This window comes from Limnoglobus roseus, from assembly GCF_008254045.1.
GTDB lineage: Bacteria > Planctomycetota > Planctomycetia > Gemmatales > Gemmataceae > Limnoglobus > Limnoglobus roseus.
Map to the genome: position 1 here is coordinate 7,167,445 of NZ_CP042425.1, position 22,009 is coordinate 7,189,453.

The following is a 22,009-nucleotide window of genomic DNA, read 5'->3' on the forward strand; positions in this document are numbered from 1 at the left end:
CACGGGAGGGCGGCCGATGACGGAGGCAGAGTGGCTGGCGTGCGTAGTGCCCCAGCGGCTTCTTGACCTCGTTCGCGACCGTGGGGCCTCACGCCAGTTAAGGCTCGTGGCGTGCGCTATCGCCCGTAATCGCTGGCATCTCTTGGTCGCGCCGTGCAGCCGAAACGCTGTGGAAGTGGCCGAGCAATTCGCCGACAACTTTTGTAGCGTGGATGACCTGCTGGCGGCGCAAGAAAGGGCCGCCGTAGTCGCATCGGTGGCCGTGCAACGTGAACCTCAGTCCCTGACCACACGGGCGGCTCGTCTCGCCGTGGCGGCCACGACCGAAGACGCCTACACGGCCGCGTATTTGGGGACCGCAGATGTACCGAACCGCCAACTAAGTTGTGCCGGATCCGGGTCCAAGTTTCGAGAAGTGTGTGTTGAACAGGTTCACATATACCGCGATATCTTCGGCAACCCCTTCCGCCCGGTGACGTTCTTCCCGTCGTGGCTCACGCCCACTTCCGTTGCCATCGCCACCGGCATCTACGACGACCGTGCGTTCGATCGTCTGCCGATCCTCGCCGACGCGCTGCAAGACGCGGGGTGCGAGGACGCCGACATCCTCGGCCACTGCCGCGGCGACGGCCCGCACGTCCGCGGGTGCTGGGTCATCGACGGGGTGCTCGGGAAGGGGTGAGGGGACGGGCGCGGTGAATCGTGCCCAACGACCGCTTGGCGATCACGACCGTGACAGTTCCGTGCGTCCGCCCGCGGGCATTCTTGGGCCATTCGAAGGCGGGACGCCACCGGGCGTGACCGCGCGGCCGTATGATGGAGGCGTGGGCCGATGGTCGGAACTTCCGCCACGACCCCGCCTCCGGAAAGTGTGCCATGTGTCCCATCCCGTGACCCCCGACTACGTCCCCACCCCTCACTGGCAGATCATTCTCGACGAACTTGAGACGAAACAACGGTGGGCCGACGTGTGCGACAACCTCGCCCGGCGGAACGCTCGTCCCCCGGCCGCGGTACACTCGCCCGCGGCCGTTGCCCTCCCACCGGACTCCAACCGCCCCGCGCCCTTCGATCGGCTCCCCTCGCCCCCCTAACCCGGCCCCGGTGCCCGTGTGATCGCCAAACCACCGGCGGCCCTTGAGCCGCCACATCTGCATGGCATTCCTTGCCCCGAGGCCCCCGTGAATCCCGCCGATAAGACCGACCGACCGCCCGACCTGCACCGCGTCCTGGCGTACGTCGCCGACCTCGAGATGGAGGTCGACCGCCTGCGGAAGCAGACCGGGTTCCTCCGGCAAGAGTTGGGCGACGGGCTGAAGCGCCTCCTCGCCTTCTGCCACGACCCGTCGCCGACGCCGGGCGGGCTGGAGAAGGCCGCCGCCGTGGTCGGCGGCCTGATCGGGACCCTCCGCGAGTTGCGCGACGCCCCGGCGTTCCACCCGGCGTTCGACCAGGTCGTGGCGATCGCCATCCGCCCGCTCCTGGAGAAGGTCTTCCGGTGGCAGCAACTGATGACCGGCCGGCCGAACGTCGCCCTCCGGTTGGACTTGGCGTGCGAGGTCGTGGACTGGTTCCCGGCCCGGCTGCGGAACGTCGTCGAGAACCTGTTCTCGAACGCCCTCCGGTACCGCGACCCGGTCAAGGCCGAGTCGTGGGTCCGGGTCGCGGTGGCGGCGCGGGCCGAGGACTACGAGGTCCGGGTGTCCGACAACGGGATGGGCCTTCCGGCGTGGCACCCGGCGGACGAGTTCGAGCTCCTGTCCCGCGCCGCCCCCGTCCGCGACGCCGGCCTGGGCGTCGGGATGCCCGTCGTGCGGTTGCTCCTCCGGCAGAGCGGGGGCACGATGACCGTCACGTCGGACGACGGCAAGGGGACCGAGGTCGTCATCACCTTGCCCCGCTACGATCGCGACGATTTTTTGACGTGACGGTCCGGGGGACGACCGCCGAAACAACCCGAATTCAGGGGCGATGGCGTGGCTTGTTCATCGCCCGTCACGGGGTCTTTGGCCCGTTCACTTACAAAGTCCGCAGAACGGGGTAGATCATCGCCATGCGAACGATTCACACACTGGCGTGCGTCATCTTTCACCGGTTCCACTGGTACACCCAGCACACCAACGAGTGGGGCTCCTTCGGGGTCGTGCGCCACGAGCACCGGTGCTGCCGGAAGTGCAGCCGCCGGTGGGGGCGGTTCCGGGCGATCGAAGGGGCCGCGGCCTAGGTTCAAACCGCCCGCGATCGGGACGCCGTCCGCGGACGAACTACGAGGGCGAGTTATGGCGAGCGAAGAGAACCGGCGGGAACTGGACGAGAAGGTCACGGCCCTGGTCGCGACCCGCTTCGGCGGGGACTACCGGGCGGCGTTCGCCCACTACGACGCGAACGGGGACGGGGTGGTCAGCAAGGACGAGTTGAAGGCGTTGCTGGCGGACGCGGGGATCGGTAGTGGCCTGACGCGGTGGGCGTGGGCGAACGGGATCATTGAGGCGGTGGACGCGAACCGCGACGGCGTGATCGACTGGGCCGAGTTCGAGGCCGTGTTCCGAGCGGCCGGCGGGTAACGCCACGAGATCGGCCCCTTTCGGCCGTCACACTCCGCACACGGGGACCGACCATGACGATGTCGCAGATCGACGAACTGGCGGCCCGGGCGATGCAGGGGCTGCTGAGCGGGCCGGCCGTGGAGAAGATCCGGACGGCACCAACCCACCTCTTGGCCAAAGAGGCTTACGCGATCGCCGACGCGATGGTCGAGGAGAAGAAGCGGCGGGAGCAGGTGAGGATGCCGGTGGGCGACGATGGAGCGGACTGACCGGCAGCCCACTCAGCAACTGTAAGCGGGCTATAGATTTTGCGGATATTTATAGTTCATCGCAATTCCGAACAGAATTGCTATGGGATTGCGATGACCCGTGGCTCGGCCAGACACCCCGGTCAGCCTCCAACGGTTGGCCCCTCACCCCTCTCGCACGCGATTACGTCGCCGCCACGGGCCGATAGGCGTCGGCTACATCTACCGCCCGCGGTGGGATCAGAACCCCAGAGGCGTTGAGACCGCATTCCCACCCCGCACGGCTGGGCGCATCATGGCCGGGGACGTGGGCAAAGGTAAACGGCAGGAGAGCATCGCCAGGCGGAGCGGCAGTGCCGAGGAGGGCACGTTGTACTCCGAGGACGAGTTGCGGTTCCTGCAGTCGGTGGAAGAGTTCAAGCGGCGGGGGAAGGTCCGCTTCCCCACGCACGTCGATCTGTTTCGACTGGCAAAGCGGCACTTTGAAGCGGTGTCCTCGGATGCATCGACTACACCGATCGGGGAGTAACATCGACTCTTGGTCTGTACAACTCACTCTCTCGAATCAGCGTATTTTGTGCTGTTACTGAAGTGGCAATTGCTCTATTATCGCTACTCGCCACGTTGGAATTCTTCCATGACGGCAGACGCAATGACAAAGTGGGCTTCCGAAGCAGAACTAGTTGAAGCGTTTGAAGCCGTCGTCAGACGGAATTCTTGCTCTCTTTGGGTGGCAAAGGAGCTCGATTCGGAGGTTGGAAAGACGGACCTGTTCGCCGCGCGGTACTGCAAGACGCGACTCGGACTTCGTCTCGGATCCGGGGCAAGCGCGACGTGGCCGAAGTTTGATAAGAAGTGCGGTTACTTGATGGGTCACCTCGCTTCCGGCCGAGCCAAGACCCGCTCCGATTTGGCTCGTCTACTTCGGTCCGCGGCGAGAGGAATTGATCGGCTACTGGAGGTCGTCTGTGCACGAGGGCTTGTGCGGCACTGGCGTGATCAGGTCCACATCACCCCGGATGCGTGGGTGGTTGAAGAAGCGACGGCATACGAAGCCAAACTGACGGATTGGAAGGGTGTCGTCGAACAAGCCTGGTTAAACCTCTGGTACGCCCCTCGGTCTTTCGTGCTCATGCCGCAACTCGGCAAGGTGGCATCCGGCCGGGTGCGGGCGGCGTGCGAGGAGCGGGGGATCGGACTCGTGGCGATGGCGGATCGGCACAGATACGATGTTGTGCTGGAACCTTCCCCAGGCACGTCCGTGATCGGCAAGCACATCGGCTGGGTATTGAACGAGCGACTCGTAGAGGAGGCTGCCCGTGAACCGGTTCGAGCCAGCTCAGACTTCGGTCCAGATGGCTCTAACGGGTTTTCGCAGCCTGGCGAAGATCGGGGCAGGCAGTCAGAAAATCGTTTTCCGAGCCGAGCGGAACGACGGCAACGTGTGCGCGGTGAAACTCTACCCGGTCGACACGGTCCAACGCGGCTCGCGGGCTGAACGGGAGATTCAGGCGATCACGGCAGTAACCGGCCCACAGTTCGCCACGTTCCATGGCATGCGACGGCTCCCGATCGAAGGAGTCGAGTTCGTCGTCATCGAAGAGGAGTTCATCGACGGCGACACGTTGAAGTCTCGGATGTCCGGTACACCCCTTCCGATCTCGTTTGTCCGCCACCTCGGCGGCCAACTCCTTGAAGCGCTCCGAGTCATCGAGGCTTGCCGGCTGGTACACCGGGACATCAAGCCTGACAACGTCATGATTTCGTCCGCCGATCGGGTCGTCGTGATCGACTTCGGGATCGTTAGGCATCTTGATGAGTCTTCTCTAACCGCCACCTGGGCACCACGGGGGCCAATGACGCTCGCCTACGCAGCCCCCGAGCAGGTGAGCAACGACAAGGCCGCGATCGCGATCCGCACAGACCTCTACGCAATGGGGCTGGTGCTATACGAGGCCGCGACCGGGTTCAACCCTATCACGACCGGCGTGAGCCGCGACACCATTCCCGGTCGGATTCTCACGCATTCGCCGGAAGAGTTGGCCCGAGTCCGCCCGGACGTGCCCGCGGAGTTCAGTAGATTCGTCCACCGGCTTGTTGAGAAACAGGCGCATCGTCGGCCGCAGACCGTCCAGGCCGCCAGGCAGCTCTTTGACCGGATCCAATGGAGTTCCCTATGAGATTCTTCCTGCAGATGGGCTACGGGATGTTGAGCATGAACCGGGATCTGCTCACCCGCTACGCAGCCGGAGCCGACGCCGGCGTGATAGTCTGGCCGCGGACGACCGACCCCCAGCAAGCACTGTCTCACGCTCAAGACGTCCACAGGTTGAGGGGGAGTGTGTTGTTCGACAGTTGCTTCTACGCGCCGCGCTCGGAGCATGCACGAATCACCAGCTTCCCCTATTGGCCATCCGCAGATGCGTACGACACGACCGAGTTCACTGCCGAGGCGGGACGGCAATTTGCGGAGGAAGCAATCCGTTACCAGGTCGAGACTCTGAGGGTAACGGAAATCCTTCTGCCCGGGAGTTTCGTGAACACGATCGACCAACAGTGGCTCGACACACATCGACAATTCGCTGAAGCAGGTGCGAAAGCCGAGCGGGGCGGGCGACGGGTGTTCTCTACGGTCGCGATCGGAGAGGATCTGATTGTCCACCAGCAGTCATTCGATCGCCTCATCAACGAGCTAACGACATTCCCCGTTGATGGGGTCTACTTCTTGTACCGTTCGCCGAACGGACAGTACCTCACGACGAATGACGTATTTCTATTGAACCTCTTGATCGGCTTCCTGAGCCTTTCGCTCGCCGGAAAGGAAATCATCATCGGCTACGCGAACCAACAAGACCTCATATTCGCGGCGGCGGGCGTCGGGACAATTGCCAGCGGCAATTTTCGTAACGTTCGTCGGTTCAACCCCGCGATTTTCGAGGAACAGGAGGCCCAAGACTTGAGCCGGAAGACCTGGTTTTATGACGGCAACTCTATGTCCGAGTTTCGCACGGAGCAACTCGATATCGCCTACCACCACCTTGGAATGCGAGGCCGGTTCGGTCCCCGGTCGCCCGAAGCAGATGTGCTGCTGGACGCAATTAATCCTTCTCAGGCCGACTGGCCTGAACGATCCTCATTCATGCACTTTCTGCAAATCCTCCGTGAGCAATGGATCGGTTTTGCCCAAGTCCCGCGTAACCGCCGTGCGGCGGCCGCCTCTGCGATGGTCCACCTTGCGGCCCAGCAGATAACGGGCTACCGGAACAGTCGCTTCGCCCTCGGCCAAAGATCTGCGGCCGACGCCCTCCCGATCTACGCTGATGTGTTAGAACAATTTCAGGCACTTGAAACGGATCGAATCGCTGAGTTGTGAATGGGATAGTGTCAGTCCTTATGGTGCCAGAGGTGGCGTAGGGAGAGCCGAATAACCGGTCTGACGACCCGCAATACATCGTGAACCTCGTCGGGCAGGTGGTGAAGGTGAGCATCGAGGCGGTGAAGATTGTGAACGCACTGCCGGCCGAATTTATGCCCGAGAAGGCGACCGCACTCGCCCAAAACTGAATCTCGCCTTTCGCAACCGGCAGCGACGGGGATCGAGCATCACGAGTCAGTCTCCGTCATTCCCGGTCGACGCCAATCGCGCGTCCTCGCGGTACCGGGCCAGTCCTGCGTCGTCGTTGATGCGGTTCACGGCGGCCAGCAGGTCGTAGGCCTCGGACTGACGCTCACTCTCACGCAGATCGTCGCTGAAGCGGGCACTCTTCCGGCCCTCGGAAACGAGGAGGACGCCGAGGCCGAAGAGCAGAACAATCGCGGGGAGGTGACGAAGGTGACGTCTCATGGCGACTACCGAGTGTTGGGGGCGACCGTCCTCGGGAGTATTCGCACCGGCAAGGTCGTCCTCGCCGCGAATCTCGGATCGCGGCCGAGGATTTCGGGAAGTTGATTCGAGGGCGTTCGATTCCGCTGTAGCGACATCGGCCACCCCGCCCGATCGTGCAACAGTTCGGACCCCAAGACGCCTGCCGCCGTGCCCCACGCGCGAAAAAAACCGGGCGGGTGTGACCCCGCCCGGCGACCAGTTCTACACGGAGATCCCGTCCGACTTCGGCAGCCTGGTTGACCCGGATCTCTCCCCCTCAGAATCGACCCGGACCTCCGCCGCGACGAATCACGGCAACGAACGAGGATAGAGCACGATCGCGGAGGAGGCAAGCGCACGGCTCGGCCCGCTACAACAACCGCACGGAGGGCCGGCGATGACGGAAGCGGAGTGGCTGGCGGGCGAAAACTTATTCGACCTCTACTACTTTTCGCGCCCCCTTCTAAGCGATCGGAAGGCCGCATTGTTTGCCGTCGGGTGCGTCCGGCTGACACCGCTCGATGCCCCCCATTCGGTACTGCGGCGGGCCTCCGATGTCGTGGAGGAGGCCGTCGATGGCCAGTGCGATCTTGACGAGGTGCGTTCCGTAAATGGAGCGGCCGGTGAACTCTGCCGCAGCGTTGTTCTCGATTCCCCGGACCACTTCAAAGCGCTCGCCGCGTTACGCCTGACGGACACGCCAGTGTCCTCCTTCGTTTGGCAGACCGCCTTGTTTCTACAGAAGGTACTCGAAGACCTTCCCGGGACCGGCGGGGAACCTCATGCCGCGCGACGACTCCACTGCCGACTACTTCGGGACGTGGTGTTGCAACCGTTCCGAGGGACCCGTGGTCAGCGACTCTCTCGAAAGCGGCGGCAGGCAAAGCTCTCGCTTCTTCAGCGAGAATGGCAATCCGCCACCGCCCTCGGACTCGCGGAAGGGATCTACCAAGACCGTGCCTTCGACCGAATGCCCATCCTTGCCGATGCACTACAGGACGCCGGATGCGAGAACGAAGACATCTTGAGTCATTGTCGCCAACCGGGTGAACACATCCGGGGTTGTTGGGTCGTGGACTTGCTAACGGGCCGGAATTGAGACCGGACCGTCGGCACGCTCCTGGCGATCGCCCGACGTTAAGTACCCGCCCGGATGATCTTCACCATGCTTGTGTGCGATGCGTCGGCCGATCGGTTGTCCACTCAGCAACGCGCCGGATGGGTTGGTGATTGACCGACGGCCGGCGGGCGGTTAGCCTAAGCGACCACGGTCGCCGGTCTTTAGCTGCGCGATCCGCCCGGATTCGACAACTGCGATTTGGTCTAATCCCTGTTCGGAGGTCTCTCGATGACGAATCGCCGTACCGTTGGGTTGATGGTGGCCGGGGCGGCCATGGGTGTGTTCGGTAACGTCTTGTTCGGCGGCCACATGGGCACGCTGGCCCAAGCCCAAACACCCCCGGCGGGTGCGACGGCCGCGGTGGGTCGGTACCAGCTCTCGGCCTACGGGTACGGGATGGGCAACGGCGGGGCGGGGTCGCGGACAGGGTACGGGGCGTATGTCCTGGACACCCAAACCGGTGAGGTGTTCGCGGTCGAGGCGCGGGGTGATCTGACGTCCATCGGGTCGGTCGGCAAGAAGTAGCCGACCCAGCGGTTGGTAGCCTCAATGCCGAACCGGGCGATGCACCGGACCCCGCCGCATGAATTGGTTCTGGGACGGTAACAGTCACCGACGGCCGCCGGTCTGGTGAGTGGGGTCGTTCGGTAAGAGTAGCTTTCCGATGGACGAAGCCGCACCAGAAGCACACATCGTCTACTGCCGGTCGCAGATGCTTCTCGACCGCCAGACGTACGAGTCGTGGCGGGATGTGCAAGGCGCCTACGACGACTACATGACCTCGCTCGGCCCGTGGTCCGCGGCGGGGATTATCGAGTTCCTCGAAGACGACTGGGGGGCGGACGACTCGCGGTGGCCGTTTACCCGGCAAGCCATCGCAGACTTCTTCCGCTCGGCCGAGTCGCTGCTGGTGTGCCCAGTGGCCGAACCAGGCGTTCCACCGGACCCGACCGTATCCTGACCTGGTGCTCTCTCTGAAACACGCCGACGGCGGGGGAGAAACTCGACATGGCAAGGCCCGACTTCATTGCATATGCCTGTGTCAGCCGGGAAGCCGGCTTGGCTGCGAGGGTGCGGTGGCTCCCAACTGCTCGCCTCACTCCGGAGGTAGTCCAAATCGCTGAGCGGATGGGGTTCTTTCCCGAGGAGATCGCCCGCGTCGGCGTTCTTACCGCGGACCTTCCGGCCGACGGCGTAGTGTTCCTGCGTGAGGCGGTTGTGATCCCCGACGAAGATGGCGTGCCGTGTGGGTTCTTCGGATGGGATTCTCCTGGGGCGGTTGATCGGCTGACGCAACTCCTCGCCTGATCGCCGTTTCAAGGTGCGTTTCGGTGTCGCGACCGACCCATTGCTCGGCCAGCAGGTGCCGCGCAGCACATCGTCCTTGCCCCGCGCCGGCCCAGCGGGTACGCTCATTTCTCACAGCCCTCATCCTCGTCGAGGACAACCCATGCTCCGCGTAGTCGTGGCCCTACTCGTCGTTGCTCCGATCATCGTGGCTGCACCGCCGCCGAAGGAACCCCCAAAGAAGGCGTCACTGTACTTCCCGACGACCGTCGGGGATAAGCGGGTCTACGAGGCGAAGGGGTTCAGCGGGACGACAGAGAACACCGAGGAGGTGACAAAGGTGGAGGCGACGGACGATGTCTACCGGGTGACGGTCGAGAAGAAAACCGCGGGTAAGCCCTCGGCCACGGTCGTCGTGTACGCCGTGTCGGACAAGGGCTTGTCGTTCATCCGCGAGAAGGACGGAGAACCGCCGCTCGCCCTGCCGAGGTTGAAGCTGCCGGCGAAGGCCGGGGACTCGTGGGACGGTGAGCCGGACCCGACCAACAAACGCCCGGCCGGGCCGAAAGCCCCCGTGTGGGCGTACACCGTCGGCCAAGAAGAGGAAGTGGAAGTGCCGGCCGGGAAGTTCAAAGCCATCCCGGTCGTGTTGACTCGATCGAGCAACCCACCACTCGTTTCGTCGGCGTGGTACGCCCCCGGTGTCGGCGTGGTGAAGACGACCTTCAAGGCGGCTGCCATTGAGGGGACGACCGTCCTCAAGTCGTTCACCCCGGGCACGGGCGAGAAGAAGGACGAGCCGAAGAAGGAGAAGTGAGCGAGGGTTGGCCACTATCGCAGGCCGGCCCCCAAGTCGCGGCCCGCTCGCCCCGCGCAGTTTAGATGCGGGGCGCGGGTGGCGGCGGTTAGCCCCAGACGTCTCGGGCAGGCACTCGCCGCGGACCACGACTGCGGCACGGGGCCGAACCCCGTCGCCGGGACCGCCGTGAGGCGGCGGGTGCAGCATAGCCGATCGGGCGGGCGAAGGTAAAAGAATCGCTTGCGCTCGCTCGTGAATCGTAGTTGCCCCCTACCCGATGGGCCGATAATCTCTGGGAACCGTCCCCCGTTCGCCCGTCTCGCTCTCGACCCCATGACCGACTATCAAACCTCGCGCACCGTGGCTGCGATACTCGCGGCCCTCGGGGAACCGACGCGACTAAGCATCGTCCACGAGATGGCGGCGGCCGGTCCATCAACTGTCGGCAATCTTGCCAAGCGGATGTCGTCTACCACGACGAGAGTCTCTCCGCACCTGCGAGTGCTGAAAGACGCCGGGATTTTGGAAGACCGGCGGGAAGGCAAGACCAGGGTGTATCGCTTCGCCCCGGGCGTCTTCGCCCCCTCCCAGTGGGCCGGCGAACTCGGCACGCTGCACTTCGGCGGGTGGCGGATCAGCATCGGGCGGACGGCGTGGAGGTGAGGGGGCAGGCCGTCACTGGCCGTGAGGCGGTCCGTCGCCGTCCACGATCATCTTCGGGGAGCGGGTGGAGCGGCTCAAGGGGATGGCGAATTGCTTTGGCCCGCCGAAGAGGGCGGGGTACAAACAAACGAGGGCGCAGGTCGGATGCGGCGACCGTTCGCCCACTCGAAAGAATGCTAGGGACGGGTACGCCGGCCTTGATCGTCGGTTTCTGGGGCCGAGAATCCCCCACCGCCCAATAGGATATATGATGACTCGTTCGACCTTTTTCGTTCAAAATAGCAGCGGAAACAAAATTACGCTGACGAAGATTCGCGAGACCATCAGAGATGGAGACGCGGTCAGAGACCACGACCGCTACCTCGACGAGTACGGGCAGGAGGTGCCGTTTGACGGATCGCGATTCTGGATTCAAGGGGAAACGTACGTGGTTGCCCCCGGCCTAGCGTAACGGTAGAGATCTCGCCGGTTACGCCGTCCGGTCCGCCACCTTGCGGCATGCTCGGCAAGATAAATATCGCTCCCGCACAGCGAGTTCGAAGGAGCAAGGTCTGGATTTCTGGGCGGCAGGTTATCAGGCATTGTTGAACCAACGCTTTGACGGGAAAAAGTCAGATAGACTGGACGAGCAGGCCATGGTTGTTGACAATTGACACACCCCTTGGTCCAGGTGGAGCACCCGTGGCGAAACTCAAGAGAAGCCAATTTACGTTTAAAACGAATGAGAAGATTGGAACTGAGGGAGCTGAACAGGACCATGAGTTCCTTGAAGATTGTTTTCTGGACCGTGGAGACCTAGAGGTCCTCAGTGATCCAAACAAGGCACCGTGTATAGTTGTCGGCCGCACCGGATCGGGAAAGACCGCGTTGCTGGAAAAGCTCCTTGAGCAAGGCGACCACGTTCATGCCATCCAACCTGACAGTTTGTCTTTGCACTACCTCGCCGATTCGTCGATTTTAAAGCAACTCGAAGTCTACGGCGTCAACCTCGACCGCTTTTACAAGTTGCTTTGGAAACACATTTTAGCAGTCGAAATCATCAAGTTGAAGTACGGGATGCGGACTGAAGAAGACAACCGGGAATGGTATCAGAAGTGGTTCGACTGGTTTACAGGCGATGTGCCAAAGCGCGATGCGATGAACTACGCCATTAACTGGGGGAAGAGCTTTTGGAAGGACACGGAGTACCGAGTGAGAGAGGTCACAAGCAAACTGGAAACCGAAGTGAAGGCGAAAGTCGGTCTCAAATTGGCTTCCGTTTTCGAGGCCACGATTGAAGGCGCTCGAAAAGGTGTGTCGGAGGACAAGCCGGTAACGCTTTCACCGGAAGATAAGATCCAAGTCAAGCAGGCGGCTCAGCAAGCGGTGCAGGAAATTCAAGTTCGTGAATTAGACAAGGTCATCGACGGGCTGGCCGAGCACGCCTTCGACGACCAAATGTCTCGCTACCACCTTGTCATCGACAGGCTCGACGAAAATTGGGTGGATGACGGTCTACGCTACCATCTCATTAAATCGCTCATCGAGACGGTGAGGGAACTGAACTACCGGCTCAAACAGGTAAAAGTCGTAGTCGCCATCCGACTGGATCTTCTGGATCGCGTGCTTCTCGGTGCCAGAGACACCGGATTTCAGGAGGAGAAGTACCGCGCGTTGATTCTCAAGTTGCAGTGGAGTCGGGAGGAATTGCTGGACATGCTGGACATGCGAGTCGCGAAGCTCGTCCGTCGCCAATACACGCAAAAGCCAGTGACGCATTTGGACCTTCTGCCAGAGGATGTGAACCGGATGCCGATAAATGACTGGCTGATCGACCGTACTCTTCGCCGGCCTCGCGACCTCATCGTTCTTTTCAACCAGTGCATCGAGCAAGCCACGGGTTGTCCGGAAGTCACACGACAGCAACTCCTAGCCGCGGAAGTCGAGTACTCCCGGCGAAGGCTGAATTCGCTTCGAGACGAGTGGGACGTTGAATTTCCGGAACTCGTCGAACTCGCAAATGTGCTAAAGAAACGCCCGCGACAATTTCCTTTATCTGCCATGAATGAAGAAGAGGTTCATGAGACTTGCCTGCAACTGGCGCTGACGAAATTCCCTCGCCATGGCGTGGTTACTAAGCTGGCTCAGCAAGTGCTCGATGGGGCGTTGTTATTCGGGGATTTTCGTAGACAACTTGCCGCTATTTTCTACCGCGTGGGCTTGGTTGGTTTGAAACTGGAATCCTACGAGTCTGTGCGTTGGTCTTTCGTCAGCGAAACCGTGATTACTCCCGAGATGGTTGCAGAACATACCAGACTGACGGTTTGCACGGTGTACTGTCGCGTGTTGGGAATCAACCCTGACTAAAGGCGCGTGAAAGTCTACCGCTGCCAACGCCAAAGGCGATTGAGCAGTTGCTTGATGGTTTTGGTAACCTCGTCCTTGTTCGTGAGGTCTACTGCCATCACCTCTTCAGGGAAGTGCTCACGCAGTGTCTCGACCAACTCGAACCAATGGGTCAGAGTGGAGTCCGGAAGTTCGGTAATCACGTTCTTGGCCACCATTGTCGCACACCCAAGGAATCCGGTGGACCTTAGCAATATCCGGGCCGGTCGCTGTCTATGAAACGGTAGGACAGTACCGACCGCCTTTTCCGCTAAAATTACGAGAGAACTATGATCACGGGAAGGTTCGAAACGGGAGGATTTTTTTGAATGTAATCTTTTCAACAAAAACGACATGGTTTTCCCTGTTTTACCGTCGCTTTTGCGCTATTATCGCCGTCTTGCTCATCCCAACTCCTTGTTAAGTGTTCATCGTTTCATGTCGTTTTCCTCATTCTAGTCGTCCACTCCCAGCACTATTCGACACTGAACTACGCAGAATACCCTCAAATCGTCGCGAACCATCTCCCGAATCAAACCAGCCCTCTCTGGGCCTTCACTACCAGCCGGAATCCACAAAAAGTTGCGGAACGACTCGAGTTCCTCCGCCGTCGCCCCGGCCCACACGCCAGCATCGCGACGACCTCGCTGATCCACTTCGCCGTCGGCCGCGCCCCGCCGCGGACGTGAATCTCCCGCCCCACGCGGGCGGCCAAGTCCTCGACTTCGGCCTCGGTCGCTCGGGCGTTCCGCGCCCGCTCCCGTGATCGCTTTCAGTCAGTGTACGCCGGTGCCTCCGGGCCGCGAGGAAGTCCGGTACGCGGGGGAGTTGACGGCGTACGCGACGACATCGAGTGGGCCGTGGGCGCGGACAGCGAGTTGGTCACGACGGTGAAGGTGGGGTGAGCGAGAGCCTACGCTTCCTGGACGATGAGGAACAAACTCCCCGCCATCCCGATGGGGTGCGGGCCGGACACGAGGGTCGCGCCCGCGCTGAACGCCGCGTCGAGATCGAAGGCCTGGCCCTCGCCGCCGTGGACCGTTCGCGCCGTTCCAACGGCGTCGACGATCACGGCACGCCGTTTCTTGGGCGGCGGATCGCCCGGGGTCGGCGTGTGTGCTTTCTTGACGGGTGGTAGACCGGGCGTCGGCATCCTAACTCCTGCTTCGTTTGAACATCTCTGCACCACCGGCCGCCAAGCCGGACACGGGTGCGGTGGATTGTACCCCGTCCGTACGCCATCACGCCGAGTTGTTCATTACTTTCCAGAGTTCGTTTGACTCCGAATGGCGAGTGTCTTACAGTGGGTTGCCCAGCCATGCACCCCACGGGATTCGACCCGTGCCCAAACCGCCCGTGATCATCGCCTGCTCGGCCTGCCGCCAGTCTTACCGCGTCCCCGCTCGCCTCGTCGGGCGAACAGCCCGGTGCGCCACCTGCCGGACCCTGTTTCGAGTGACGCCCGGTCACCGCTTGGCGGTGTCGGTCGTTCCCCCCGAATTCCGTCGTGGCCACGTCGCGGGTCCGCGATCAAATCCATAGCCCGCCCTCGACTATCGTCCCGCGAGACCGTTACCTTGACCGACCCCGTCCCCCTGTCCGTTCTGATCATTGACGACGACCGGAACGCCGCGGACTCGCTTGCCGCCTGCTTGACCCTTCACGGTTACGCCGTGCGGACCGCCGCCAGTGCGGCGGCCGCGATCGCCCTCGCCGTTGAAGCCCGGCCGGAGGTCGTCTTGCTGGACCTCCACACGCCCGGGATGGACGGGTGGGAGTTGGCCGCAAACCTCGCGGCATCGAACTACCGCCCGGTCACGGAAGCCGCGGCCGGTGCCGACCCTCTTGGGGTGGCGTGGGTCCACATCCCGTTCCACTTGGGGAAGCAGGTCGATACCGCCGTGGTTCTCGACGTACTCGCCCGGGCCGCCCGCACCCGCGAGGCCCGCCGGCGGATGAACTCGCCTCCTTGAACCGCCGCCCCCGCCGACCGCCGCGCAATCGAATGCCGTTCCCTTCTCGCAAACCCGGAGTTGCCCCTTCGCCCCGATCGAGGGGGATGATGCCCTTCGTTTACACCCTCGCGCCGCGGCACAGAACTCCTCGCACGGCCGCCGCCGGGGGCGGGGAAGCGCGGAAAAGTTCAGGGCGGAGCGGACCCGCGCGGCGGGTTCGACGGACGGCACTCCGGTTGCTGAGTGGGCGGTGCCCAGCACGGAGGGAAAGCGTCATGACGAACATCACGATCTACCGGTGCCCGCACTGCCCGTTCACCCGGGGCCTGGCGCGGTCGGTGGCGGCGACGTTCCGGTACCGCCCGGGAACCCGCGTCGAGGTCCTGAACGGGATCGAGGGCGAGTTCCAGGTGTTCCGGAACGACCGAAATGTGTTCTTCCTGTCCGGCACCCGACTCCCGACCGTCCGGGAGGTCGTGAGCCACGTCGACGAGTGCGCGTGCGTCGGCGCGTAGGCCGGGAAAAGGTCGGCGGGGTTACCGCTCGCCAAATCCGGGAGCGAAACCATTTCTTCGGGCGCATGTCCACCCTGTGGTCGGGATTTTGTCGCGGCCGGGCCGGCGTCCGCGAGTCCATCGCCACTTGCGCGGAAGTCCGAGCAACCGAAGGGGAAGTGAGAGCGAAGGGAATCGATACAACAGTGATTCCCGATTCGCCCGAGAGAGACGACCATGGCCAAGAAGCCTGCCACCAAGCCCTCCCCGAAGATGCCCGCGGCCCCGCCGACGACACTCGCCAAGGTCAAGAAGGCCGTGACGGGAGCGGCCGAGAAGGTCGCCGAGATCGCCACCGACGTGGCCCACGCGGCCGAGAAGCACGTCGTCACCCCGGTCGGTCAGGCCGTCGGGCTGGTAAAGAAGCCGAAGGCCAAGCCGGTCCGGGCCAAAAAGCCGGCCGCGAAGGCGGCCGTGCCGATCCCGCCGCGGAGCAAGACGCCGATGGGGAAGCTCATGTCGAAGAACCTGGCGGCCGCCCCGAAGGGCAAGGACACCGCCGCAAAGGGCAAGGGCAAGCCCAAGGCGTAGGCCGTGACCGACTTGACGGGCACGCCGCCACGGACCTGAAAAACGGATTGAGACGGCCTCCTCCTCCTCCTCGGCGTCGATTAGCTTGGGGCTATCGCCGTTCACACTCCGGAGTCGTCACATGCCAAACGAGTCGATCGACGGAATGGCCGGGCGGATCGTGGTCGGCCTGTCGGCCAACCCGGACATGCAAGACGTCCTGAACAAGCCGGAGAGTCTCGCGAAGATGGCGTACGCCATCGCCGACGCGATGGCCGAAGAGCAGAAGAATCGCCGATCGCCCGCCCCGCAAAAGTAACCCGCCACCCCGAAGGAATCACGCCCATGACCCACCCGCATGTCGAGCGCCGGGACGGTTTCATCGTCATGTCCGGGGTCGGCACCCTCCACTTCCAGGCGCACTCGTTCGCGACGCTGGAGGAGGCCGAGGCCGCGGCCGAGGAGACGGCGGCGAAGGTGTCGGACGTGGTCATCGTGCTGCCCGCGATCCTGTTCAAGGGCGTCGTGAGCCTGCGGGCCAACGCCGAGTGACCCCGCCAGACCCGTCATCGTCGCCGTCGTGTTCCTGCCGGTCGGTGTGCTGTTCTGGATCTTCGTCCGCCGGCTGAGGGACGATCACAGGGAGGGCGGGCGATGACGGAAGCGGAGTGGCTGACGGCCGAGAAACCGACGCCGATGGTAGAGTTCGTTCGTGGCAGGGTGGGCCACTGGAAGCTCCGTCTGTTCGCGGTCGCCTGTTGCCGCCGGATTCAGCACCTCTTCGCCGACGGGCGTAGTCGAGAAGCGGTGGAAGTCGCTGAACGGTATGCGATCGGCTCGGTGAGCGATCGTGACCGATTCGAGGCCCACGTCGCGGCCGACCTTGCCGAGACAGAAATCGCCGATGCCTACTTGCCCAACCATGGCGAGGACTCGGACGACTGGTTGGCCGAGGTGGGCTTGGATGCCGGCGCGGCCGCCAACACGGCAACGCTGGCATCGTCTGACCAGCCGGAGGGAATGGACCCCGACACCTGGAGAACACTGTTTGCCGGCCGGCCCTTCATTCCCGGCCAGTACTCGACCCACGAGGAAGCTCAACGGGCACTGGCGCACGCGGTCCGCCCACTGCGGTACGAAGAAATCGAATGGCGGGACGGGGCAGACCGAGCAAATGCGAAGTGTGACGAGGCGGTTTCTCAGGCAGAACTCCTCCGTTGCGTCGTCGGCAACCCTTTTCGCCCCGTGACGTTTTCCCCCGACTGGCTCACGCCGACCGCCGTCGGCCTCGCGGAAGGCATCTACGAAGACCGTGCGTTCGACCGCCTACCGATCCTGGCGGATGCGCTGCAGGACGCCGGGTGCGAGGACGCCGCCATCCTCGCCCACTGCCGGGGCGACGGGCTGCACGTCCGCGGGTGCTGGGTCGTCGACGGCGTACTCGGGAAGGGGTGACGGGCGGTCCCAGATGCCAAGATCACTCGAGTGCCGCCATCCACACCTGACCCGTCTTGCCGGCGTGTGAGAGACGAGCCTTCACTTTCCCTTCGGCGGTCATCCGCTGAATTTCGGTCGGAGTCGCCACCCACACGTCGCCGCCCGCCGGATCGACCTGCACGGCAAGAGCGGACACCGCGTGCGAGGCTTGGAACTTCCCGTCGGCCGAGTACTTTCGCACGGCCCCGCCGCACGCCGCCCACACGCTCCCGTCCAACGGATCGACCGACACCCGTATGGCCGATCGATTGCCGAGTTCTACCCGAGCCAACTCCAGCCCCTTCGCATCGAACTTAACGAGGTGATTTGTTTCCGCCCCACCGTTCGCCCGGACGGCGGCCCAGGCCGACCCGTCGCGACGGTCAACGTCCACGCTCACCGCGCACCACTGGGCAACGGGGATGGAGAAGATCACCTTGCCCGTCTCGGCCGAGACCTTCGTCAGGTTCCGCTCCACGACCCAGAACGCCTTGGCCGACCCGTCGTAGGCGATGTCCCAACTCGTGATCGGGTACGTCGCGACCTCCCGGCCGCGGTCATCGTACACGGCGACGTGGCCCTTCCCGAGTGTGCCGGTCCCGGCCGACACCCAAACGTTCCCCGTCGCCGGGTCGACGGCGATGGCGGACCCCTTGACGCCGGGTATTTCCAACGTCTCCCGCCCGTCCAGGCTGAACCGCCGGAGGCGTTTCGCGACGTTCTCGATCGCCCACACGCACTTCCGGCCGCCATCCGCGGCGACCGCACGAGTGCTACCGATCGACTCGCAGTTGTTGAACCCGCTCAGGCGGAAGGTGGAATTCCCGGCCGGGTCGAGGAGCGTCAAGTTGTCGTGGTACTCGTCCTGGCCCTTGTACCCGGGGTCGCAGTCGTCCAGAATCAAGATGCCTTTCGCCCTTGCAACTCCCTTTGGGATGGGGGCCGCGACCGCAGTCCCGGTCATCAAGACAGTCAGCGCAAGGAACACCGTTGTGCGGCTCATGCGGCCTCCACGCAATCAGGGATGGGGAAGGTCAGTTCCTCTTGCTACCATCTTCCTAAGCGGTCGCCCATCGTGCAACGGGCTTATCGCCTCCGACACTTGAAATCGTCCTTGTCCGCGGGTCGGCCGACGGGTAAGTGCGGAGGGGCACCGGGATTCTTGCCGACCGCAAGGGCGGTTCAGCGTGTACTCCATCGAACCGAGCGTCTTCGCCAAGTCTAAGAAGGCCGACGATCTCGGCACGCTGTGCTTCGGTTCGTGGCGGGTCCGCACCGGGCGGAAAGCGGCGAAGTGACACGGGTGGAAGTCCGCGCTCCCACTCAGCGACTCGCCGGCTGGGCTGGCTCGTTCAACCGCACATCTTCTCACGCCCTTGACTTGCGATCACCGGACGGATTCAATGTCGTGCCGGTGTTATCTTGCGTGGGCGCACACTGATACACTGTTCGGCGACAGAAGGCATCGGTGGGCGAGTCGCATGAGTGTGCTGACCGATTTCGTGATCTCGAATGCGGCGGACGCCGAGCGGGTGTGTCGATCCAATCCGACGGATCGTCGCTTCAAGTGGTTCCAAGCCAAGTGGCTGGACAACCACCAAGTCGCCGTCCTCCACCCGGCGGCCGCCGGGCGGTCGTTTGACCCGACCGTCCCGCTCCCGGATGCCTTGCTTTCCTGCTTAGCGATCGGCGGGGAGGATGGGCCGGTCGTCTACCGTGTCCCGCCCGACCTGGTCGAGCGGCTAGCCTCGTTGGACGCGGCCGAGCTGACAGCCGTGGCCGACCGATGGGCGGCCGACCCGTGCGGAATCAGCCGGGAGGGCGCGGAGTATGCGGTGTCGGGGCTGGCCGCCCTCTGCGGACGGGCCCACGGCCAGGGCAAGGCCGTGCTTCTTCTGATGACAGTCTAGTGCCGAACCCGATGCTGCAACGGACCCTGCCGCGTCCTGACCGATGGTTCTCTGCACGATCGCCCGAGCACGTCGCAGCCCCCGGCCCCGGTCCACATTGTGCCGAGGCAACGTTCGAACTGACACCCGACCCCATCGCCCCTGACCCCTGGAATGGGCCGGGATCTCTCTCTGTTGAAATTATGCCCTTCGTGCTTGCTGCAAGACGGATCAGACCGATAGACTTTTTCCATCCGCATACCCCGCCCGGACGCCTCCATGCCCGTCTCCCTGATCTGCCCGGAGTGCGACGCGCGAGTGAATGGCCCCGACGCGATCATCGGGAAACGGGTCCGCTGCCCTCAGTGCCATTCGCCTTTCGTCGCCCGAGTGCCGAAGACGGTGGTTAAGGAATTGCCCTTCGACTCCGCGCCGCGGCCCCAGTCACTGGAACCACCGGCGGCCAACAAGCGGCTACCCCGGTGGGTCTGGGTGCTCGGCGGGGTCAGCATCGTGGTTGTGTCATTCGCAGCAGTCCTCCTGCTCCCGCGGCCGTCATCGCGGTCGACGCGGCCCACTGGCCCCGTCACGCCTCGAGTGTTGCATCCAAGCAGCGTACCGTGGGTTCCTTACCGCGGGAAAGGTTTTGAGGTCGACCTTCCCGGCGAGCCAAGTCCCGCCAAAACCCCGCACCGCATCCCAACACTCGATCAGACGACGCTGGAACTAAAAGTCGGGTACTTCCGGTACTATGTTCACACCCGTCCGCACCCGTCTCCGATGAACCCAGGAGCCGAACTGTGGCAGCTTGCCGACGGAATTACGCAGGCCGTCTTCGCCGTTCAGTCTGCCAGTCGCAAGACACTGATCGTAGCCGGGAACCCGGCCATCCAGTTGAAGGTGGAGACAGTTTCCGCCCACGGTCTCTTGCGACTCATCCCGATTGGGTCAATGCTCCTGATCCTCGCCGTCGAGTCCCCAGATGATCTCGACGAGACTAGGCCGGAAGTCAGCCGGTTTTTCCAGTCGTTCAAGCCCACTGCGGCCCGTTAGTGTAGGGGCTGAGGTTGAAAATCAAGAACACCTGACCCATTGCTCGGCCAGGACCGTCGCCGCCCGCACATCGTCCTTGCCCTCGCCCCGTCCGGGGGGTAACGTCAGGGATCGACACCTGATCGAGTTCACCGTTCGCGAGGGTTGCCATGGTCCGCGCGCTCGTCGTCCTTCTCGCCGCCTGTCCGGTCCACGCCGCCCCGATTCCGAAGGGCGGGGACGCGAAGTTGTACTCCCCGACCACCGTCGGGGCGAAGTGGGTGTACGACCGCGGTGACAACGGCGACGAGGCATTCGAGGTGTCGACCGTCGAGAAGAAGGACGGCGAGTGGGTGGTGTCCCGCCAGCGGTCGGACGGGGCCGCGATCGCGTACCTGTCCGTCGCCGTGTCGGCCGCCGGGCTGACCCAACCCCGGCCGACGAGCGGCGAGTGCGGGCCGACGTGCCTGCTCAAGCCGACGGCCAAGGCGGGCGACTCGTGGGACGTGCCGGGCGGCAAGCGGACGCTCGTCGGGACGGAAAAGGTCACGGTCGGGGCGGGCACGTACACGGCCCTGGTGGTGTCGTGGGTCGCGTCCGCCGACGGGGCGCGGATCGTCCAGTGGTACGCCCCCGGCGTCGGCGAGGTGAAGAAGGTGATGACGGCGGCGGACGGGACGGAGACGGTGATGCGGTCCCTGAAGTCGTTCACGCCGGGCCCGGGCGAGAAGACGGGCGAGCCGAAGAAGGAGAAGTGACCGCGGGGTCACCGGTGACGCCGGCCGGCCCGGCCTTCGCCGGCACCTCGGCCGGGCCATATTCTTCGACCAGGATTAGTTCCACCACGTCCACGCCCGGCTTCCGCGTCGGGTCCAGGCCCTTCGAGAAGAAGTACACCATCATTTGTCGGTCGATCTCGGCGTTCCGGGCCGCCCTCAGCCGTTCCAACTGCTCCCGTCGCTCAGCCCGCGTTCGTTTCATCTTGCTGGGTGGCATGGCGGACCCTCCCAATTCGATGGACTTCATCACGCCCGCGGCGCATGCCGTGGCGCTGTCGGCAAGTCTAGCCGCATCGTCCGATCCTGTCGTGTGAAAAACCGGGGGCCTCAGCCCTCGGACGCCGCTGGAATTCTGCCGATGGCGACCGGAACCATGCGACGGCGGTCACGACAAGGTGGTACGATGACGGCCGCCCAACTCCTGACCCCACAAGGTGCCGCACTCCCATGACCATCCCCGCACGGTTCCTCGCCGACTCGGACGAGCCCGCCCACGCCTTCGACGTCGGGGAGTTGATCCTGATGCTCCGGGAACTGCCGCCGCGCCTGCCCGTCGAACTCCTCGCGGCCTTCAACGCGGGCGTGAAGTTGTCCGTCGGTGAGACCGTCCGCTCCGGCCGCACGGAAGCGGTGTTGTTCCTCGTGCCCGTCGAAGAAGGCACGGCACTCGACGAGAGCGTGGAAGTCGTTGACGACGAGTCGTGACCCCGGTTGTTTTCACGGATCACATCTGCAGCGGTCGTTACAGAAGCGACGTGGCCGCCGTGAACCGGGCGCGAACGCACACAAAGTTCCGATTCGATGGTTTAACTTCGTCGTACTACAGCGGACAATTATCGATAATCCGAAAGCGGCACATCATGCCCGAGCAAGACTGCGTCGGGTACTAGACTTCTTGCGGAAATGAAAATGGCCCCGCGAC

General features: G+C 63.6%; 29 protein-coding genes. 23 read left to right on the forward strand and 6 right to left on the reverse strand.

The genetic code is table 11. The features are described from left to right. Positions 1–415: 415 nt before the first annotated feature. From PX52LOC_RS30625 to PX52LOC_RS30655, 8 genes are all read left to right on the forward strand, one after another. Entirely contained in the window at positions 416–682 is a 267-nt protein-coding gene (locus PX52LOC_RS30625; RefSeq protein WP_246173516.1) for a hypothetical protein, read from the forward strand. A gap of 499 nt (positions 683–1,181) precedes the next feature. Beyond that, a complete protein-coding gene (locus tag PX52LOC_RS30630; protein ID WP_149113640.1) occupies positions 1,182–1,928 on the forward strand; it encodes a sensor histidine kinase in 747 nt (248 codons plus the stop codon). Between the two features lie 125 nt (positions 1,929–2,053). Beyond that, positions 2,054–2,224: a hypothetical protein gene (locus PX52LOC_RS41155; protein ID WP_168219302.1), complete on the forward strand. Its 171-nt coding sequence runs from the start codon at positions 2,054–2,056 to the stop codon at positions 2,222–2,224. A gap of 55 nt (positions 2,225–2,279) precedes the next feature. Beyond that, a complete protein-coding gene (locus tag PX52LOC_RS30635; RefSeq protein WP_149113641.1) occupies positions 2,280–2,564 on the forward strand; it encodes an EF-hand domain-containing protein in 285 nt (94 codons plus the stop codon). Positions 2,565–2,617: 53 nt separating this feature from the next. Further along, on the forward strand, positions 2,618–2,815 hold the full coding sequence (locus PX52LOC_RS30640) for a hypothetical protein (protein WP_149113642.1): 198 nt from the start codon (positions 2,618–2,620) through the stop codon (positions 2,813–2,815). 274 nt (positions 2,816–3,089) lie between these two features. Next, the gene (locus PX52LOC_RS30645; RefSeq protein ID WP_149113643.1) at positions 3,090–3,323 is read left to right on the forward strand and encodes a hypothetical protein; all 234 of its coding nucleotides are present in this window, start codon (positions 3,090–3,092) and stop codon (positions 3,321–3,323) included. An 826-nt stretch (positions 3,324–4,149) separates the two neighbouring features. Beyond that, complete coding sequence (locus PX52LOC_RS30650) at positions 4,150–4,974, forward strand: serine/threonine-protein kinase (RefSeq protein ID WP_246173807.1); 825 nt, start codon at positions 4,150–4,152, stop codon at positions 4,972–4,974. Continuing rightward, entirely contained in the window at positions 4,971–6,167 is a 1,197-nt protein-coding gene (locus PX52LOC_RS30655) for a hypothetical protein (RefSeq protein WP_149113645.1), read from the forward strand. Before PX52LOC_RS30650 ends, PX52LOC_RS30655 begins: the two co-directional genes overlap by 4 nt. A gap of 237 nt (positions 6,168–6,404) precedes the next feature. On the opposite strand, the gene PX52LOC_RS30660 is transcribed toward PX52LOC_RS30655, so the two are convergent. After that, positions 6,405–6,638, reverse strand: coding sequence for a hypothetical protein (locus PX52LOC_RS30660; protein ID WP_149113646.1), 234 nt, complete (start codon positions 6,636–6,638; stop codon positions 6,405–6,407). A 484-nt stretch (positions 6,639–7,122) separates the two neighbouring features. Next, a complete protein-coding gene (locus PX52LOC_RS41160) occupies positions 7,123–7,323 on the reverse strand; it encodes a hypothetical protein (RefSeq protein ID WP_168219303.1) in 201 nt (66 codons plus the stop codon). A gap of 684 nt (positions 7,324–8,007) precedes the next feature. Between PX52LOC_RS41160 and PX52LOC_RS30670 the strand changes: the two genes are divergently transcribed. From PX52LOC_RS30670 to PX52LOC_RS30695, 6 genes are all read left to right on the forward strand, one after another. After that, positions 8,008–8,304, forward strand: a complete 297-nt coding sequence (locus PX52LOC_RS30670; RefSeq protein WP_149113648.1) for a hypothetical protein — start codon at positions 8,008–8,010, stop codon at positions 8,302–8,304. Positions 8,305–8,443: 139 nt separating this feature from the next. Further along, positions 8,444–8,740 (forward strand): hypothetical protein, encoded by a 297-nt coding sequence (locus PX52LOC_RS30675; RefSeq protein WP_149113649.1) that lies wholly within the window; start codon positions 8,444–8,446, stop codon positions 8,738–8,740. A 47-nt stretch (positions 8,741–8,787) separates the two neighbouring features. After that, entirely contained in the window at positions 8,788–9,087 is a 300-nt protein-coding gene (locus PX52LOC_RS30680; protein WP_149113650.1) for a hypothetical protein, read from the forward strand. 142 nt (positions 9,088–9,229) lie between these two features. Continuing rightward, a complete protein-coding gene (locus PX52LOC_RS30685) occupies positions 9,230–9,883 on the forward strand; it encodes a hypothetical protein (RefSeq protein ID WP_149113651.1) in 654 nt (217 codons plus the stop codon). Positions 9,884–10,198: 315 nt separating this feature from the next. Then, the gene (locus tag PX52LOC_RS30690; RefSeq protein WP_149113652.1) at positions 10,199–10,528 is read left to right on the forward strand and encodes an ArsR/SmtB family transcription factor; all 330 of its coding nucleotides are present in this window, start codon (positions 10,199–10,201) and stop codon (positions 10,526–10,528) included. A gap of 681 nt (positions 10,529–11,209) precedes the next feature. Continuing rightward, entirely contained in the window at positions 11,210–12,874 is a 1,665-nt protein-coding gene (locus PX52LOC_RS30695; protein WP_149113653.1) for a P-loop ATPase, Sll1717 family, read from the forward strand. A gap of 14 nt (positions 12,875–12,888) precedes the next feature. Here PX52LOC_RS30695 and PX52LOC_RS30700 read toward each other — a convergent pair whose 3' ends face one another. After that, positions 12,889–13,071, reverse strand: coding sequence for a hypothetical protein (locus PX52LOC_RS30700; protein WP_149113654.1), 183 nt, complete (start codon positions 13,069–13,071; stop codon positions 12,889–12,891). Between the two features lie 734 nt (positions 13,072–13,805). Beyond that, positions 13,806–14,045 carry a hypothetical protein gene (locus tag PX52LOC_RS30705; RefSeq protein WP_149113655.1) on the reverse strand — a complete coding sequence of 80 codons (240 nt, stop codon included), beginning with the start codon at positions 14,043–14,045 and terminating at the stop codon, positions 13,806–13,808. A gap of 424 nt (positions 14,046–14,469) precedes the next feature. Between PX52LOC_RS30705 and PX52LOC_RS41165 the strand changes: the two genes are divergently transcribed. The 6 genes from PX52LOC_RS41165 (at position 14,470) to PX52LOC_RS42975 (ending at position 17,366) form a co-directional block, all read left to right on the forward strand. Continuing rightward, positions 14,470–14,865 carry a response regulator gene (locus PX52LOC_RS41165; RefSeq protein WP_168219304.1) on the forward strand — a complete coding sequence of 132 codons (396 nt, stop codon included), beginning with the start codon at positions 14,470–14,472 and terminating at the stop codon, positions 14,863–14,865. Between the two features lie 257 nt (positions 14,866–15,122). After that, a complete protein-coding gene (locus PX52LOC_RS30715; RefSeq protein WP_149113657.1) occupies positions 15,123–15,362 on the forward strand; it encodes a hypothetical protein in 240 nt (79 codons plus the stop codon). Positions 15,363–15,578: 216 nt separating this feature from the next. Next, on the forward strand, positions 15,579–15,932 hold the full coding sequence (locus PX52LOC_RS30720) for a hypothetical protein (protein WP_149113658.1): 354 nt from the start codon (positions 15,579–15,581) through the stop codon (positions 15,930–15,932). 121 nt (positions 15,933–16,053) lie between these two features. Then, positions 16,054–16,230 (forward strand): hypothetical protein, encoded by a 177-nt coding sequence (locus PX52LOC_RS41170; protein WP_168219305.1) that lies wholly within the window; start codon positions 16,054–16,056, stop codon positions 16,228–16,230. Positions 16,231–16,256: 26 nt separating this feature from the next. Then, positions 16,257–16,463 carry a hypothetical protein gene (locus tag PX52LOC_RS30725; RefSeq protein ID WP_149113659.1) on the forward strand — a complete coding sequence of 69 codons (207 nt, stop codon included), beginning with the start codon at positions 16,257–16,259 and terminating at the stop codon, positions 16,461–16,463. A 102-nt stretch (positions 16,464–16,565) separates the two neighbouring features. Further along, complete coding sequence (locus PX52LOC_RS42975) at positions 16,566–17,366, forward strand: hypothetical protein (protein ID WP_246173517.1); 801 nt, start codon at positions 16,566–16,568, stop codon at positions 17,364–17,366. A 22-nt stretch (positions 17,367–17,388) separates the two neighbouring features. Here the strand turns inward: PX52LOC_RS42975 and PX52LOC_RS30735 are convergent, their stop codons facing one another. After that, positions 17,389–18,390, reverse strand: a complete 1,002-nt coding sequence (locus PX52LOC_RS30735; protein WP_149113660.1) for an NHL repeat-containing protein — start codon at positions 18,388–18,390, stop codon at positions 17,389–17,391. A 478-nt stretch (positions 18,391–18,868) separates the two neighbouring features. Between PX52LOC_RS30735 and PX52LOC_RS30740 the strand changes: the two genes are divergently transcribed. Together PX52LOC_RS30740 and PX52LOC_RS30745 are read left to right on the forward strand one after the other, a co-directional pair. Continuing rightward, complete coding sequence (locus tag PX52LOC_RS30740) at positions 18,869–19,297, forward strand: hypothetical protein (RefSeq protein WP_149113661.1); 429 nt, start codon at positions 18,869–18,871, stop codon at positions 19,295–19,297. Positions 19,298–20,478: 1,181 nt separating this feature from the next. Beyond that, positions 20,479–21,066: a hypothetical protein gene (locus PX52LOC_RS30745; RefSeq protein ID WP_149113662.1), complete on the forward strand. Its 588-nt coding sequence runs from the start codon at positions 20,479–20,481 to the stop codon at positions 21,064–21,066. Here PX52LOC_RS30745 and PX52LOC_RS30750 read toward each other — a convergent pair. Continuing rightward, positions 21,017–21,304: a hypothetical protein gene (locus PX52LOC_RS30750; RefSeq protein ID WP_149113663.1), complete on the reverse strand. Its 288-nt coding sequence runs from the start codon at positions 21,302–21,304 to the stop codon at positions 21,017–21,019. The two genes, PX52LOC_RS30745 and PX52LOC_RS30750, sit on opposite strands and share 50 nt — an antisense overlap. Positions 21,305–21,534: 230 nt before the next feature. Here PX52LOC_RS30750 and PX52LOC_RS30755 point away from each other — a divergent pair, with 230 nt between their 5' ends. Beyond that, positions 21,535–21,792, forward strand: coding sequence for a hypothetical protein (locus tag PX52LOC_RS30755; RefSeq protein ID WP_149113664.1), 258 nt, complete (start codon positions 21,535–21,537; stop codon positions 21,790–21,792). Positions 21,793–22,009: the final 217 nt, after the last annotated feature.

Excerpts from the sequence above, each read along its gene's own strand:
- PX52LOC_RS41155 (WP_168219302.1), top strand. The coding sequence starts at position 2,054 with ATGCGAACGATTCACACACTGGCGTGCGTCATCTTTCACCGGTTCCAC.
- PX52LOC_RS30635 (WP_149113641.1), top strand. The coding sequence starts at position 2,280 with ATGGCGAGCGAAGAGAACCGGCGGGAACTGGACGAGAAGGTCACGGCC.
- PX52LOC_RS30640 (WP_149113642.1), top strand. The coding sequence starts at position 2,618 with ATGACGATGTCGCAGATCGACGAACTGGCGGCCCGGGCGATGCAGGGG.
- PX52LOC_RS30645 (WP_149113643.1), top strand. The coding sequence starts at position 3,090 with ATGGCCGGGGACGTGGGCAAAGGTAAACGGCAGGAGAGCATCGCCAGG.
- PX52LOC_RS30650 (WP_246173807.1), top strand. The coding sequence starts at position 4,150 with ATGGCTCTAACGGGTTTTCGCAGCCTGGCGAAGATCGGGGCAGGCAGT.
- PX52LOC_RS30655 (WP_149113645.1), top strand. The coding sequence starts at position 4,971 with ATGAGATTCTTCCTGCAGATGGGCTACGGGATGTTGAGCATGAACCGG.
- PX52LOC_RS30660 (WP_149113646.1), bottom strand. The coding sequence starts at position 6,638 with ATGAGACGTCACCTTCGTCACCTCCCCGCGATTGTTCTGCTCTTCGGC.
- PX52LOC_RS30670 (WP_149113648.1), top strand. The coding sequence starts at position 8,008 with ATGACGAATCGCCGTACCGTTGGGTTGATGGTGGCCGGGGCGGCCATG.
- PX52LOC_RS30675 (WP_149113649.1), top strand. The coding sequence starts at position 8,444 with ATGGACGAAGCCGCACCAGAAGCACACATCGTCTACTGCCGGTCGCAG.
- PX52LOC_RS30680 (WP_149113650.1), top strand. The coding sequence starts at position 8,788 with ATGGCAAGGCCCGACTTCATTGCATATGCCTGTGTCAGCCGGGAAGCC.
- PX52LOC_RS30685 (WP_149113651.1), top strand. The coding sequence starts at position 9,230 with ATGCTCCGCGTAGTCGTGGCCCTACTCGTCGTTGCTCCGATCATCGTG.
- PX52LOC_RS30690 (WP_149113652.1), top strand. The coding sequence starts at position 10,199 with ATGACCGACTATCAAACCTCGCGCACCGTGGCTGCGATACTCGCGGCC.
- PX52LOC_RS30700 (WP_149113654.1), bottom strand. The coding sequence starts at position 13,071 with ATGGTGGCCAAGAACGTGATTACCGAACTTCCGGACTCCACTCTGACC.
- PX52LOC_RS30705 (WP_149113655.1), bottom strand. The coding sequence starts at position 14,045 with ATGCCGACGCCCGGTCTACCACCCGTCAAGAAAGCACACACGCCGACC.
- PX52LOC_RS30715 (WP_149113657.1), top strand. The coding sequence starts at position 15,123 with ATGACGAACATCACGATCTACCGGTGCCCGCACTGCCCGTTCACCCGG.
- PX52LOC_RS30720 (WP_149113658.1), top strand. The coding sequence starts at position 15,579 with ATGGCCAAGAAGCCTGCCACCAAGCCCTCCCCGAAGATGCCCGCGGCC.
- PX52LOC_RS41170 (WP_168219305.1), top strand. The coding sequence starts at position 16,054 with ATGCCAAACGAGTCGATCGACGGAATGGCCGGGCGGATCGTGGTCGGC.
- PX52LOC_RS30725 (WP_149113659.1), top strand. The coding sequence starts at position 16,257 with ATGACCCACCCGCATGTCGAGCGCCGGGACGGTTTCATCGTCATGTCC.
- PX52LOC_RS42975 (WP_246173517.1), top strand. The coding sequence starts at position 16,566 with ATGACGGAAGCGGAGTGGCTGACGGCCGAGAAACCGACGCCGATGGTA.
- PX52LOC_RS30735 (WP_149113660.1), bottom strand. The coding sequence starts at position 18,390 with ATGAGCCGCACAACGGTGTTCCTTGCGCTGACTGTCTTGATGACCGGG.
- PX52LOC_RS30740 (WP_149113661.1), top strand. The coding sequence starts at position 18,869 with ATGAGTGTGCTGACCGATTTCGTGATCTCGAATGCGGCGGACGCCGAG.
- PX52LOC_RS30745 (WP_149113662.1), top strand. The coding sequence starts at position 20,479 with ATGGTCCGCGCGCTCGTCGTCCTTCTCGCCGCCTGTCCGGTCCACGCC.
- PX52LOC_RS30750 (WP_149113663.1), bottom strand. The coding sequence starts at position 21,304 with ATGCCACCCAGCAAGATGAAACGAACGCGGGCTGAGCGACGGGAGCAG.
- PX52LOC_RS30755 (WP_149113664.1), top strand. The coding sequence starts at position 21,535 with ATGACCATCCCCGCACGGTTCCTCGCCGACTCGGACGAGCCCGCCCAC.